At 70.1% G+C, this 13,343-nt stretch carries 12 protein-coding genes and 1 tRNA gene; 9 read left to right on the forward strand and 4 right to left on the reverse strand.

Features of this window, described 5'->3' with window-relative positions; genetic code table 11:
- The first annotated feature begins 59 nt into the window (after positions 1-59).
- The 7 genes from AABA78_RS30925 (at position 60) to AABA78_RS30955 (ending at position 7,056) form a co-directional block, all read left to right on the forward strand.
- Positions 60-1,748 (forward strand): HEAT repeat domain-containing protein, encoded by a 1,689-nt coding sequence (locus AABA78_RS30925; protein WP_338268673.1) that lies wholly within the window; start codon positions 60-62, stop codon positions 1,746-1,748.
- 46 nt (positions 1,749-1,794) lie between these two features.
- Positions 1,795-3,849, forward strand: a complete 2,055-nt coding sequence (locus tag AABA78_RS30930; RefSeq protein ID WP_338268674.1) for an ATP-dependent helicase — start codon at positions 1,795-1,797, stop codon at positions 3,847-3,849.
- Between the two features lie 154 nt (positions 3,850-4,003).
- Positions 4,004-5,629 (forward strand): Hsp70 family protein, encoded by a 1,626-nt coding sequence (locus AABA78_RS30935; protein ID WP_338268675.1) that lies wholly within the window; start codon positions 4,004-4,006, stop codon positions 5,627-5,629.
- A gap of 9 nt (positions 5,630-5,638) precedes the next feature.
- Entirely contained in the window at positions 5,639-6,064 is a 426-nt protein-coding gene (locus AABA78_RS30940) for an SCP2 sterol-binding domain-containing protein (RefSeq protein WP_171421480.1), read from the forward strand.
- 20 nt (positions 6,065-6,084) lie between these two features.
- Complete coding sequence (locus AABA78_RS30945) at positions 6,085-6,369, forward strand: hypothetical protein (RefSeq protein WP_171421481.1); 285 nt, start codon at positions 6,085-6,087, stop codon at positions 6,367-6,369.
- An 84-nt stretch (positions 6,370-6,453) separates the two neighbouring features.
- Positions 6,454-6,525: transfer RNA gene (locus AABA78_RS30950), tRNA-Val, on the forward strand.
- A gap of 240 nt (positions 6,526-6,765) precedes the next feature.
- The gene (locus AABA78_RS30955; protein ID WP_338268677.1) at positions 6,766-7,056 is read left to right on the forward strand and encodes a YacL family protein; all 291 of its coding nucleotides are present in this window, start codon (positions 6,766-6,768) and stop codon (positions 7,054-7,056) included.
- A gap of 100 nt (positions 7,057-7,156) precedes the next feature.
- Here the strand turns inward: AABA78_RS30955 and AABA78_RS30960 are convergent, their stop codons facing one another.
- Positions 7,157-8,155 (reverse strand): TerC family protein, encoded by a 999-nt coding sequence (locus AABA78_RS30960; protein WP_171421483.1) that lies wholly within the window; start codon positions 8,153-8,155, stop codon positions 7,157-7,159.
- A 379-nt stretch (positions 8,156-8,534) separates the two neighbouring features.
- Between AABA78_RS30960 and AABA78_RS30965 the strand changes: the two genes are divergently transcribed.
- Positions 8,535-9,590, forward strand: a complete 1,056-nt coding sequence (locus AABA78_RS30965; RefSeq protein ID WP_338268679.1) for a carbohydrate-binding protein — start codon at positions 8,535-8,537, stop codon at positions 9,588-9,590.
- 247 nt (positions 9,591-9,837) lie between these two features.
- Entirely contained in the window at positions 9,838-11,457 is a 1,620-nt protein-coding gene (locus AABA78_RS30970; protein ID WP_338268681.1) for a Rieske 2Fe-2S domain-containing protein, read from the forward strand.
- A 4-nt stretch (positions 11,458-11,461) separates the two neighbouring features.
- Here AABA78_RS30970 and uraH read toward each other — a convergent pair whose 3' ends face one another.
- From uraH to alc, 3 genes are read right to left on the reverse strand one after another with little or no spacing between them, the layout of a single operon-like run.
- The gene (uraH, locus tag AABA78_RS30975; protein WP_338268683.1) at positions 11,462-11,803 is read right to left on the reverse strand and encodes a hydroxyisourate hydrolase; all 342 of its coding nucleotides are present in this window, start codon (positions 11,801-11,803) and stop codon (positions 11,462-11,464) included.
- Positions 11,800-12,312, reverse strand: a complete 513-nt coding sequence (uraD, locus tag AABA78_RS30980; RefSeq protein ID WP_338268684.1) for a 2-oxo-4-hydroxy-4-carboxy-5-ureidoimidazoline decarboxylase — start codon at positions 12,310-12,312, stop codon at positions 11,800-11,802. Before uraD ends, uraH begins: the two co-directional genes overlap by 4 nt.
- Positions 12,309-13,331, reverse strand: a complete 1,023-nt coding sequence (gene alc, locus AABA78_RS30985) for an allantoicase (RefSeq protein ID WP_338268685.1) — start codon at positions 13,329-13,331, stop codon at positions 12,309-12,311. Before alc ends, uraD begins: the two co-directional genes overlap by 4 nt.
- Positions 13,332-13,343: the final 12 nt, after the last annotated feature.

The following is a 13,343-nucleotide window of genomic DNA, read 5'->3' on the forward strand; positions in this document are numbered from 1 at the left end:
AACCGGGCGGGTCGGCTCGGGTTTTCGACCGGGGGCGGGTGGGGTATTGCTGGAGGGGAATGCCCACCTTCCGCCGCGCCCTCGCCCTGCTGCTCCTGGCCACCGGTTGCTCGCACACGTCCTTTGAACGGGCCAGCGAGGCGGACACCGTTCAGGCCTACCAGGACTTCCTTCGCGAGCACCCGGATGACCCGGAGGCGCTGACGGCCCAGGGGCGCATCGAGGGGCTGGAGTTCGACGAGGCGAAGCGGCTGCACTCGGTCCTCGCCTACAAGCGCTTCCTGGAGATGTACCCGGACGCGCCGCAGCGGCAGCGGGCACAGTCGCTGCTGGAGGGCCTGCGCTTCAACGCGGCGAAGGAGACGGACTCGGAGGCCGGGTGGCGGCAGTTCCTCGCCGAGCACCCCGACGGCACCCACCGCGACGAGGCGCGCGCCCGGCTGCAGACGGCCCAGGAGCGCGACGTCCAGACGACCACCGACCTCAAGCGCGTGTCCCTGCTCCTCCAGGGAGAGGCCGCGGGCGCCCGCCGCGAGGAGCTGGAGCGCAAGCTGGACGACGAGTCCTTCGCCCAGGCCAGCGACGCCGGGAAGCTCTTCGCCTACCTGCGTGACTTCCCCGCGGGCACGCACCGCGAGGAGGTTCGCGTCAAGCTGCTGGAGCTGGAGGTGGAGGGGCTGCTCGTCTCCGGGCTGGTGGACGAGGCCGAGGAGAAGGTGAAGACCCACCCGCTGGGGCCCAAGCTGACGGGCTTCCCCGCGCGCCTGGCCCGCGCCCGCGCCGAGCAGGGCGCCCTCTCCCGCACCGAGCCCGCCGCCCGCGCGATGCAGGCGGGCCACTACCTGCGCGACCTGGAGGACCTGAAGCGCGCGCTCGTGGCGCCGGATCCGCTGGACCGCTGGCAGGCGGCGGAGGAGCTGGGCCAGCACGTCTCCGTGCGCGCGGTGGATCCGCTGCTGGAGGCGCTGCGCACGGCGCGCAATCCGTTGATCCGCCAGAACGCGCTGGCGTCGCTGCGCTCGGTGCTCTCCGCGCTGCCCGCCCCCGTGGCCGCCTATGAAATCGCGGTGCGGCTGGAGTCCCTGCGCGAGCGCGCCAGCAGCCCGGAGCTGTACATCTCCGTCGCGGCGCTCCTGGACCTGAGCGGCCAGCTGGAGCAGGCCGCCAGCCAGTACCAGCGCGTCTATGAGTCCGGCGGCACGGATCCGCTGGTGCTCTGGCGCTGGGTGCAGCTGCGCGAGCAGCGCCATCAGGCGTTCTCCTCCGCGGTGGCCGCCCGGCAGCTCGCGGTGTGGGCCCAGACGACCGCGCGCGAGGAGACCGTGTCTGCGGAGGGTGGGGTGCCCCTGGCGTCGGCCCGGCAGCTGTGCGCGGCGGTGGTGGACGCGCGCTTCGCGGCCCAGGCCATCGCCCGCGTCCGCAAGGAGAAGACGGAGTTCCCGGAGGACCTGGACACCTTCGAGCGGACCGCCCAGGACGCGGTGCGGCTCGCGGAGGCGAAGCTCGCGGACGCGGAGCTGCTCCTGCGCCAGCAGCACCCCGGCGTCCGCACCTGCGCGGATCAGCAGGTCGCCGAGCGCCTGTCGCAGGGCGTGAAGGAGCGCACCCAGGCGCTCCAGCAGGCGTCGAGCGCGAAGCTGCCGAAGCCCGTGGGCACGCTGCTGCTGGAGCTGGCCCGCGAGCGCGATCCCTCGCCGGAGGTCCGCGCCGCGGCGGCCTCCCGGTTGGCCGGATCCACCCCTCCCTGAGATGGACTGGCGCGCGCGGTCGCGGCGGTTAGAGTCCCACCCCCCCATGGCCGCCCCCCTGCCGTTGAACCCCGCCGCCCCCGCCGGAGCGCCCTCGCGCCGCCTGGACCTGGACGGCGCGCTCAACGACGAGCAGCGCGCGGCGGTGGAGGCAGGGGAGGGGCCCGTGCTCGTGATCGCCGGGGCGGGCTCCGGCAAGACGCGCACGCTCACGTACCGCGTGGCGCGCATGCTGGAGCGGGGCGTCCCGCCGTCGTCGCTGCTGCTGCTCACGTTCACCAACAAGGCCGCGCGCGAGATGATCCGCCGCGTGGAGGAGCTGGCCGGCGGCTTCGCGGACGTGGGCAGCCTGCTGGGTGGCACCTTCCACCACGCGGCGCACGTGCTCTTGCGCCAGCACGCGGGGGCGCTGGGCTTCTCCACCAGCTTCACGGTGCTGGACCGCGAGGACGCGCGCGACCTGATGGCCACGTGCCTGGCGGAGCGGAAGCTGCGCAGCGACAAGCGCTTCCCGCGCCCGGACGCGCTCCTGGACCTCGTCTCCCTGGCCACCAACCTCCAGCAGCCCGTGTCGCAGGTGCTGGTGGATCGGCGCCGGGAGCTGCTCCCCGTGGCCCCGGAGATCTTCGCCACCGCGCGCCGCTTCCAGCAGCGCAAGGCCCAGCTGCACCTGATGGACTACGACGACCTGCTCGCGCACCTGAAGCGGCTCTTGGAGGACCACCCGTCCATCCGCGCGGAGCTCACCGGGCGCTTCCAGGGCGTGCTCGTGGACGAGTACCAGGACACAAACCGCCTCCAGGGCGACCTGGTGGACCTGCTCGTGGGCGAGCGCCTCAACCTCACCGTCGTGGGCGACGACTGCCAGTCCATCTACAGCTTCCGGGGCGCGGAGTTCACCAACATCATCGACTTCCCCCAGCGCTACCCCGGCTGCGGCATCTACCCGCTCACGCGCAACTACCGCTCCACGCCGCAGGTGCTGCGGCTGGCCAACGCCGTCATCGCACGCAACACGCGCCAGTTCCCCAAGGCGCTCGTGTCCGACGGCGCGCCCGGCGCCGTGCCCCAGGTGGTGCCCACCCGCGACGTGAAGGCCCAGGCCGCCTTCGTGGCCGAGCGCGTCCTCGAGCTGCGCGCCCGGGGGCACCGGCTGGAGTCCATGGCGGTGCTGTACCGCGCCCACCTGCACTCGAAGGAGCTCCAGCTGGAGCTGGCCCGCCACGGACTGCCATTCCGCGTGCGCTCCGGGGTGCGCTTCTTCGAGCAGCCCCACGTCAAGGACGCGCTCGCCCACCTGCGATGGGCGCACAACCGCGCGGACGAGCTGGCCTTCAAGCGGCTCGCGCGGAAGCTCCCCGGCGTGGGCACCGCCAGCACCGAGCACCTGTGGACCGCCCTGGCCGCGCTGCCCCCGGAGCTGTCCCTCGCCGACGCGCTGGCCCACCCGGACGTCCAGGCCCTGGTGCCGCGCAAGGCGCAGGCGGCCTTCCAGCGCTTCCAGGCGCTGATGACCACGCTGTCCTCCGGCGGGCCCCGAAGCCCGGGCGCGCGGCTCGCGGACGTGCTGGCGGCGCGCGAGCCCCCGGCCACCCCGGACGGGGAGGACCCCCGCGCGGAGGACCTGCGCCAGCTCCAGGAGTTCGCCGGCCGCTTCGAGGACGTGCCCCGCTTCCTGTCCGCCATCGCCCTGGTGGCCGAGTTCTCCGCCCGGGCCGCCCTGGACGGCGAGCCGCCCGACGACGCGCTCACCCTCACCACGGTCCACCAGGCCAAGGGGCTGGAGTGGCGGACCGTCTTCGTGCTGGGGCTCGTGGACGGGCGCTTCCCCCTGTCGCAGGCCACGCGCGACACCGAGAACGAGGAGGAGGAGCGCCGCCTCTTCTATGTCGCCGTCACCCGGGCCCGGGAGGCGCTGTGGCTCGTGTACCCCCACACCTCGCTGCCCCGGGAGGACGGACGGCTGCTGCTCACCCCGTCGCGCTTCCTGGCCGAACTGCCGGCCGGGCCTGACGCGGTGTGCGAAACCCTCCCGCCCCCGGAACCCGACGGGCCCATCCGCCTGCGCGACCTGGGGCCGGATCCGGACCGGGAGCTGTAGCCGCCCGGGCTGGAATCAGCCCCCCTGGTGGGCGGGCTGGCCAGAACTACAGTCAGGGAGGAAGCGTCCGCCTAGAAACGCGCACGCGACGGCTCGACGTGCTAGAGAGTGAGGACGGGCGCGGCCTCCCCCTGAGCTGCGCACGTTGACCTTCATGGCGGACAGACCTCGCATCGTCGGGATTGACCTGGGCACCACCAACACCCTGGTGGCGTCCGTGCGCAACCGCATCCCGAAGATCGTCCCCACGGACCGCGGCAACCTCATCCTGCCCTCCGTGGTCGCGCTGTCCTCGAAGAACGACCTGCTGGTCGGCGGCGTGGCCAAGGATCAGATGGTCACCAACCCCAAGAACACGCTCTGGGGCACCAAGCGGCTGATCGGCCGCAAGTACCATTCGAAGGCGGTGGAGGACCTCAAGGGGTACTTCCCCTACGACATCGTCGAGGACCCCAACGGGGACGCCGCCGTGACGATGGGCGGCAAGCTCTACACGCTGCCGCAGATCTCCAGCTTCGTGCTGTCGCAGCTGAAGACCATCGCGGAGCAGTTCCTGGGCGGCCCCATCGACGCGGCCGTCATCTCCGTCCCGGCCTACTACAACGACAACCAGCGCAACGCCGTGAAGGAAGCGGGGCGGCTGGCCGGCTTCGACGTCAAGCGCATCGTCAACGAGCCCACCGCCGCGGCGCTGGCCTACGGCTTCAACCGGGGCCTGGACCAGAAGGTCCTCGTCTACGACCTGGGCGGAGGCACCTTCGACGTCAGCGTGCTGCACCTGGCCGGCAACGTCTTCGAGGTGCTGGCCACGGGCGGCGACTCGTTCCTGGGCGGCGCGGACTTCGACAACCGCATCATGGAGTACGTGCTGGAGCGCTTCCGCGACGAGACCAAGGTCGACCTGACGGAAAGCCCCATCGCCCTCCAGCGCATCAAGAACGCCGCCGAGGCCGCGAAGATCGACCTGACGCTGATCCCCAACGTCGTCATCGACCTGCCGTACATCGAGGAGCGCAAGGGCAAGCCGCTGGACCTGCGCATCCCGCTGACCCGCGACTACCTCAACAACCTCACCGGCGACCTGGTGGACCGCACCTTCGACATCTGCGACCGCGTGCTCGCGGAGAAGGGCATCAGCCGCTCGGAGATCGACGAGATCATCCTGGTGGGCGGCCAGAGCCGCATGCCGCTGGTGCAGCAGAAGATCCAGGCCCACTTCGGCAAGGCCCCGCGCAAGGGCGTGCACCCGGACGAGTGCGTGGCCCTGGGCGCGGCGCTGCTGGGCGACTCGCTGGGCAGCATCGACGCGGTGACGCTGCTGGACGCGCTGTCCATGCCCATCGGCTACGCGATGCCCAACGGCCGCGTGAAGCGCATCATCGAGAAGAACTCGCTCATCCCGATGGTGAAGAGCTTCCGCCTGCCGCCGCCGCAGCAGCCGGGGTCGCCCTTCATCGAGCTGGACATCTACCAGGGCGACAGCGACCTGATGGTGGACAACGAGTACCTGGGCACCGTCCGGGTGCCGGCCGCCGCCGCGGGCCGGAAAATCGACTTCCGCCTCACCGAGGAGTGTCTGCTCCAGGTGCAGGTGGAGGACGCGAGCGGCATGTCGCGCAAGGTGGACCTGGCCACCCGCGACACGCCCGAGCAGTTGAAGAAGGCCCTGCAGGAAGTCGCCTCGCGCAACGCGCAGGCCGCCCCGTCGAGCAGCAGCGGGGCGAGCAACGACGACCGGGGGCTCTTCTCCAGCATCAAGAGCATCTTCCGTAGGGGGTAGGGAGGCGCGATGCCGAAATTTCCGTCGAAGGAATGGCTGGACGAGGCCGTCCGGCTCACCAATGCAGACCCGGAGTGCGCCATCGCCGGCAAGGGCTGGAAGGGCGACTTCGGGGCCATCATCGAGGCGGAGAAGGGCAAACTGGACACGTCCTTCGTCGTCCACGTGGAGCCCGGCGACTGCGACATCAAGCGGGCCCGGGTGCTGTCGGATCCGGACGACCTGGAGGAGCTGGAGCCGGTGTACCTGGCCCGCGCCCCCTATTCCGTCTGGAAGCAGCTCTTGCTGGGCACGCTGGACCCCGTGGAGGCCGTGCTCAAGCGGCGCATCTCCATGCGCGGGGACCTGCAGCCCCTCATCGAACGCATGCGCTACAAGGGCATCGCGGACCGCGTCTTCGCCGCGCTGAAGACTGAGTTCCCCGACGGCCCCTGAGGGGCCAGAGGACACCCACCATGGGCATCCGGGACGACTTGAAGAAGCAGGCGCTGGGGCTGTCCAGCATGGCCATGGAGAAGCTCATGGCCGACGAGAAGCGCGCCCTGGCCGTGGCCCAGGCCATTGGCCGGGTCCAGCGCGGCAAGCAGGCCCTGGACCGGGGGCAGGAAGAGGTCATGAAGGCCCTGCACTTCGCGCCGAAGGGGGACTTCAAGGCCGTGGGCAAGCAGCTCGCGGGCCTCAAGCGCCGCCTGCGCGAGCTGGACGCGAAGCTGGAGTCGCTGTCGGAAGAATCCTCCTAGGAAATGCGTTGACACTCGCGGCGGCGGATGGCATTTACCGCCGCGTTCGTTGCGCAGCGGTCGCGCGGCGGGCGGCAGACAGCAGGGCGCGTAGCTCAGCGGTAGAGCACTGCCTTCACACGGCAGGGGTCGCAGGTTCGAAACCTGCCGCGCCCACTTCAAACAAGAGGCCGTGAGTCCCCTGGGGCTCACGGCCTTTTGCTTTTCCACCTCCTGACAGGTCGCTGTTCTCCGGGCGGAGACGCCCGTTCGCTGCCGCACGCGGCAGGGTCGCAGTGTCGGGTTCCGGCGCAATCGACGGGGGCGGGGCGTGGTCGGCGATCCACGGACTGTGCGACCTTCACGGCCGTGCCCAGGACATTGCGATTCACGTGGGATCAGCAGGGACGGGCGGTCGTGAGTGGCCTGCCGCCCGATGACGTGCTGGCGGACTACCTCGCCCAGGAGCTGCGCCCGGACCCGAACCGGGCGCAGGGACTGCTGCGGATGCTGGCGGCCGTGCGTCAGGGACAGCGCGACCGCTGGGACGTCACCGGCGAAACCTGGAGCCTGGAGCTCAACCGGGCCCGGGCCTCCATCCACAGCGAGGTGGCCATCCCCGGACGCTCCCAGGACCTGCCCCTGGAAGAGTTCGAGGACGCCATCCGCTCGTGGGCGGAGTTCATGGAGCTGTCGCGGGCGTTCTGAAAAAAAGAGGCCCGAGCCCTCATGCGCTTCGAGGGCCCGGGCCCGGAGCCCCACACCCCATGGGACCCACAGCCGGAAGTTGAATGGTGCCGCGGGAGCGTCAGCTCTCCGCGGGGGACGGCGTGCTCCGCGGTGCCTCTGGTGACGCGTCACCGGAGGGCGCGTGCGGCGGCGTGTTCCGCGCCTTCACCAGCGAGGCCACGATGCTGGCGCCCAGCACCAGCGCGATGACGCCCAGGGAGATGGCCGGGGACAGGTGCACCACGTCCACCAGCGCCATCTTCGCGCCCACGAAGACGAGCACGCCGGACAGGCCGACCTTCAGGTAGGTGAACTTCTCCATCGCGCCGGCCATCAGGAAGAAGAGCGAGCGCAGGCCCAGGATGGCGAAGATGTTCGACGTGAAGACGATGAACGGGTCGCGCGTCACCGCGAAGATGGCGGGGATGGAGTCCAGCGCGAAGAGCACGTCGGACGCCTCCACCAGCATCAGCGCCATGAGCAGCGGCGTCGCCAGCCGCCGGCCGTTCTCCACCGTGAGGAAGTGCTGCCCGTGGAAGTGCGGCGTGGAGGGGATGACGCGGCGGGCGGTGCGCATCAACCAGCCGTCCTCCGGGTGCTCCTCGTGGTTGCGCTGGATGAAGAGCTTCACACCCGTGAGGATGAGGAAGGCGCCGAAGACGTAGATGAGCCAGTGGAAGCGCTCCAGCATCGCCACGCCCGCGAAGATCATCGCCGCGCGCAGCACCAGCGCGCTCAGGATGCCCCAGAAGAGGACCCGGTGCTGGTAGAGGGCCGGGACCTTCATCGTGGAGAAGATGACGACGAAGACGAAGATGTTGTCGACGGAGAGCGACTTCTCGATGAGGTAGCCGGTGAGGAACTCCATGCCCGGCCCGGCGCCGAAGCGCCACCACAGGAAGGCGTTGAACGCGAGCGACAGGCTCACCCACACCGCGCTCCACGCACCGGCCTCCTTGAAGCTCACGGTGTGGGCCTTGCGGTGGAAGACACCGAGGTCCAGTGCGAGCATCGCGATGACAAATGCGATGAAGCCGCCCCACATGACGGGGCTGCCGATGGTGTGTAGGGATTCCAAGGCGTTCACCTGGGGAAGGCACGGGGAGCCAACCCCTCTCAAATAGGAGTCTCGGCACTCTTCGGCAAATAGAGAATCCGGACGCGAAACTTCGGGAAAACGGAAGTGTCATCCGGAGCAGGCGGGCGCCGCGCGGGGGGAGCCGGCCGGACGGGGGCTCTGGAGGCCCTTGTCGCGATGGGAAGTGTTCACGACCGCCGCGGTTTGCAAAGGCCCCGGCTGAGAACGCTTTCACCGGGCCACCGAGACCAGCCGAGCGCCCGAACCTCCCGTGGCACGTGAGCCCGGGAGCGGTGGCGTGGGTGACGAGGGCCGCAGGCGAAGGCGTCGCGGCCGCTGCCCGTCGTGTGGCCCCCCGTGCACGGATACCCCCTGCCTGATGCGGAACCGATCTGTCTTCACGTCCAGCGCGCTGCTGCTGGCGCTCCATGCCTTGGGTTGTGGCGCGAGCCCCGAGGGAGAACCGACGAACCCGACCGGCGAGGTGAGCACCCCCGCGCCCAGCCCCGCCCCGGGCGTCCCGGCCCCCCCCGCCACGCCCGCCCCCGAGCCAGAAGCACCCCCGGAGCCCGTCCCCTCGGAGACGGAGGCCCCGGCGGACCCCGCCGCGCCCGCGCCCACCGCGCCTCCGGAGACCAGCCCCGCGCCCGCGCCCTCGGGCGTGGACGGCTTCGGCGTGACGATGCTGTACCCGTCCAAGGCGGGCGGTGAGGCGTGGGCGCTCGCGGACGACGCGACGGCGGACAAGCGCTTTGATCCGCAGGGCACCATCACGCGCAACGCGGACGGCTCCTGGAAGATGAAGAGCACGAAGGTCCGCATGAGCGCCTACCCGGCCACGGGCTACGACGCGAAGCAGATCGCCACGTACGACCGCGACGTGCTGGCGGGCCGCGGCTACATGCAGGCGCCCAACGACTGGAAGAACATCGAGATGACCGGCTTCGTGAAGGTCAACGCGGTGAACAACACCCAGGACAACTTCGCCTGGTACGCGCGCGGCGGGAAGCACAACGACAAGAGCTCCGGCTGCGAGGGCAGCAGCTACAAGGGCGGCCTGCACTACGACGGCCGCGTGCGCTGGGAGAAGGAGACCTGGCACGTGTCCTATGACCAGGCGCCGTACAAGCCGGCCACCTCCGCGCTGAAGGGCCGCTGGGTGGGCTTCAAGGCCGTCATGCGCAACGTGGCGGGCACGAAGAACCCGGAGGCCGTGAAGCTGGAGCTGTACCTCAACGACTCCGCCGACAAGGTCACCTGGACCAAGGTCTACGACATGACCGACGATGGGGCGTGGGGTGGGGACGCCCAGCACTGCGGCGGCTCCGTTGGCGCCATGCCCATCACCTGGGGTGGGCCCATCGCCACGTTCCGCTGGGACAATGCCAGCGACGTGGACTTCAAGTGGCTGAGCGTCCGGGAGATCCAGCCCTAGGCGGGCCGCACGTTTCCTGTCGTGGATTCATCAGGGGAGGGGGGCCTGCGCGGTCCTCCTCCCTTTTTGTTCGCGGCCGGACGTGGCGTGCGTGGGCTTTCCGACAGGAGGGGCGCGCCGGGGTGCCGCTGGAAAGAGACGCCCTAGCTTCGCAGCCTAGCTGACGCCGGGACCACGGGTTGCCCGCGCACAGCCACTCCAGGGCGCGGTCCTCCCGGCCGGGTCCTCCACACGAGGGACGACGTTCATGCGGATCACCTTCCTGGGTCATGCGGGCTTCGCGGTGGAGACCGCCGGAGCGCTCGTCGTCATGGATCCGTGGCTGACGCCCCAGGGGGCCTTCGACTCCGCGTGGATGCAGCTGCCGCGCAACCACCACCTGGCGCCGCGCGTGAAGGAGCTGCTGGAGACGCCGGGCAAGGAGCGCTTCCTCTACATCAGCCACGAGCACAAGGATCACTTCGACCCGGAGTTCCTGGCCACCATCGCGAAGCGGGACTTCACCGTGCTGGTGCCCAAGTTCCGCCGCTCGGAGCTGCGGGACATCTTCGAGAAGTACGGCTGCAAGCGAGTCATCGCATGCGAGGACTCGCGCGAGATCCCCATCAAGGGCGGCTACATCAAGCTCTTCGTGTCCGAGCAGGGCACCAACCGCGACTCCAGCGTGATGGTGCGCGGCGACGGGCAGTGCTTCCTCAACATCAACGACTGCAAGATGCACGACCGGCTGGTGCGCGTCATCGCGGAGGAGGGGCCCATCGACGTCTTCTCCGCCCAGTTCTCCGGCGCCATCTGGCACCCCACCTGCTACGAGTACCCGGAGGAGACGTACTCGGCCATCAGTCTGAAGAAGCGCGACAGCAAGTTCGAGGCGGTGGCGCGCGCGCTGGACGTGGTGCAGCCCCGCGCGTACATCGCCGCGGCGGGCCCGGCGGCCTTCCTGGATCCGGCCCTCTTCAGCCTGAACTTCCAGGACGTGAGCATCTTCCCGCGCGCGCCGGCCCTCTTCTCCTACCTGGAGAAGCGCCTGCCCACGCTGCCCACGCGCTACCTGGAGCCCATGCCCGGGGACGTGCTGGACGCGGGCACGCTGGAGTTCGTCTCGCAGGTGCCGGAGCGCGTGACGACGGAGAACTTCAAGGAGTACCTCCAGACGTACGCGAACGACATGGCCTACGTCTTCCGCGAGCGCCGCCGCAACCTGATGCGCGAGGAGGTGGATGAAATCCTCGGCCGCCTGCGCGTGGAGCTGCAGCGCAAGCTGGACCTGTTGGATCTGCACGACCGGGTGGGCATGCCGCTCTACGTGGAGCTGACGGAGGCGCCCACGCGGCTGTTGCGCGTGGACTTCAAGGGCCGCCGCGTGGATGAGGTGCCGGAGATGCGCGACAAGAGCCGCTACGCGATGAAGGTGAGCGCCAGCGACATCGTGCGCGTGCTGGACCGCAAGCTGAACTGGGAGGACTTCCTCCTGTCCTTCCGCCTGCGCCTGTCCCGCAACCCGGACGTGTACGAGCCCGTGCTGCACGGCTTCCTGGGCGTGGAGGTGGAGGACATCCGCGAGTTCTGCGACGGCATCCGCGCCACGGAGTCCCAGAAGGAGCGCACCACGGTGGACGCCGGTGGCAAGCGCTTCACCATCCAGCGCTTCTGCCCGCACCAGGGCGCGGACCTGTCCGAAGGCTGGGTGGAGGAGGGCCGCTACGTGGTGTGCCCGCGCCACCGCTGGCAGTTCGACCTGCAGAACGGCGGCGCGTGCAAGACGAACAACTCCACGCTCTGCGCGGAGCCCGTCGCGGACAAGCCGGAGGGCGGCAAGGTGGAGCGCGGCGGCGACAAGGCGCCCGTCGAACCGCCGCGCGTCTGATGCGTCAACTGCCCCGGTAGGTGGAGAAGCCGAAGGGGCTCAGCAGCAGCGGGACGTGGTAGTGCTCGTCCGTGGCGGTGACTTCGAAGAGCACCTGCACGGACGGGTAGAAGCCCCGCTGCCCCCGGGCCTGGAACCAGGCCCCGGTGTCGAAGGTGAGGCGGTACACGCCGGGCGGAAGCTTCGTGTTCGCGCCCGACAGGTCCTTCACCCGTCCATCCGCGTTGGTGACGCCCCGGGCCAGCTCCCGGAAGGCTGCACCCTCGCGGGCTTCCAGCGTGAGGGAGAGGCCTTCCGCGGGACGGCCCGTGCTCGTGTCCAGGACATGCGTGCTGAGGGTGCTCATGACGCGAGGAGCTTCTCCAGTCGGATGCGGGTGATCTTCGCCTGCTCCCCGGCCGCGATTCTCAGCTCCGCGTCGGGGGTGTTGTGCATGCGGTCCTGGAGCAGCTCCAGCATCTGCGCGGCGCTCTTGCCCGTGGCGCACACCAGGAAGATGAAGCCGTAGCGGGACTCGTAGTCCCGGTTGCCCTGGGCCAGCGCCTGGAGCACGCCTTCATCCGCGCTGGCCACGCCCTTCTGCTCCTGCGACGACCACTGCGCGGTGGAGGCGAACTTCTCCCGCAGCTTGGACACGTCGCCGATGCGCGGGTGGTGCGTGAAGGCCTCCAACCAGTCCTCCGGCCCCGTGCGCGCCCAGGCGTCCACGGCCTCCGCGTACAGGTGATCCGCGTCGCGGAACGGCCGGACGGCCAGCATCCGCTGGACCCACTTCGTGCTGCCGCAGCAGCGGATGAAGGCCTGGGTGGCCTCCTCCGTCGTGGCCGTGTTCAGGCGCTCCAGCGGCGTCGTCACGCCGGCTCCCCGAAGAGGCGCAGCCGGCTGACGCCGCCATCCGGGAAGATGTTGAGGCGCACGTGGGTGATGGGGCCCACGTCCTTCAGCTCCTTCTCGAAGACGTGGCAGTGGTCCGCCTGGAGCTTCGACTGCGGCAGCAGCTCCTTCCACTGCAGGTGCGTCGCGTTGGCGAAGTCCAGCAGCGGCTCCTCCAGGTGGATGCCCTCCAGCGAGCAGCGGTCCGGGAAGTTGCCCTTGAAGAAGTGGGTGTCCACCTCCGCGCGGCGCAGCGTGCCCGCCGTGGCCAGCTTCACGACGATCCAGTCGAAGCCCGGCACGCGCTTGCGGCGCGTCTCCCAGCCCTCGCCCATGTTCGCCGCGCGGCCCGGGAAGATGAGGTTGTCCTTCGTGCCGAAGAACTGATCATTGCACGTGACGACGGAGCCGCCGTTGGCCGCCGCCGCCAGGTCCACCAGCCCCGCCTTCTTGAGGGCGTGCCAGTCCGGCAGCACCTGCCCGTGCACGCGCAGGCGCGCGACGCCGCCGTCCGGGTAGATGTTGAGGCGCACGTGCGTGAAGCGCCGCTCGTTCGCCACCGCGAAGAGGTTGCGCGAACCGCCGCGCAGGCGCTGCTTGGGGACCAGCTCCGTCCAGCGCGACACGTCCTCCGCCAGCGACTCCGGCGTCGGGTCCCCGTCCACCTCGCACGCCTCCAGGGAGGCATATTCGGGGAAGTTGCCGATGAAGTGGTTGGTGTCCACGTCGATGCCGTGGATGGCGCCGGGCAGGCCCAGCTTCACGATGCACCAGTCGTAGCCGGGCACGCGCTTGCGGCGCGTCTCCCAGCCGTCCATCCACTTGCCGCGCTCCGTGTACTTGTCCGCGATGAAGACGCCGCGCCCGGGCTCCAGCATCGCTTCCTTGGGCGCGAAGAACTCGTCGTTGGCCAGCAGGGCCTTGCCGCCCACCTTGCGTGCGGCGAGATCAATCAGGTCGGCGAAGGCGACGTGCATCGCCCCGGGTGCTTCGGCTTGCATCGGTTGTCCTCT

This window comes from Corallococcus caeni (assembly GCF_036245865.1).
Taxonomy (GTDB): Bacteria; Myxococcota; Myxococcia; order Myxococcales; family Myxococcaceae; genus Corallococcus; species Corallococcus caeni.

What these genes read in the sequence shown, in the direction of transcription:
- alc (WP_338268685.1), bottom strand. Translation starts at nt 13,331, where the DNA reads ATGCAAGCCGAAGCACCCGGGGCGATGCACGTCGCCTTCGCCGACCTG.
- uraH (WP_338268683.1), bottom strand. Translation starts at nt 11,803, where the DNA reads ATGAGCACCCTCAGCACGCATGTCCTGGACACGAGCACGGGCCGTCCC.
- AABA78_RS30930 (WP_338268674.1), top strand. Translation starts at nt 1,795, where the DNA reads ATGGCCGCCCCCCTGCCGTTGAACCCCGCCGCCCCCGCCGGAGCGCCC.
- AABA78_RS30970 (WP_338268681.1), top strand. Translation starts at nt 9,838, where the DNA reads ATGCGGATCACCTTCCTGGGTCATGCGGGCTTCGCGGTGGAGACCGCC.
- AABA78_RS30935 (WP_338268675.1), top strand. Translation starts at nt 4,004, where the DNA reads ATGGCGGACAGACCTCGCATCGTCGGGATTGACCTGGGCACCACCAAC.
- AABA78_RS30965 (WP_338268679.1), top strand. Translation starts at nt 8,535, where the DNA reads ATGCGGAACCGATCTGTCTTCACGTCCAGCGCGCTGCTGCTGGCGCTC.
- AABA78_RS30945 (WP_171421481.1), top strand. Translation starts at nt 6,085, where the DNA reads ATGGGCATCCGGGACGACTTGAAGAAGCAGGCGCTGGGGCTGTCCAGC.
- AABA78_RS30940 (WP_171421480.1), top strand. Translation starts at nt 5,639, where the DNA reads ATGCCGAAATTTCCGTCGAAGGAATGGCTGGACGAGGCCGTCCGGCTC.
- AABA78_RS30925 (WP_338268673.1), top strand. Translation starts at nt 60, where the DNA reads ATGCCCACCTTCCGCCGCGCCCTCGCCCTGCTGCTCCTGGCCACCGGT.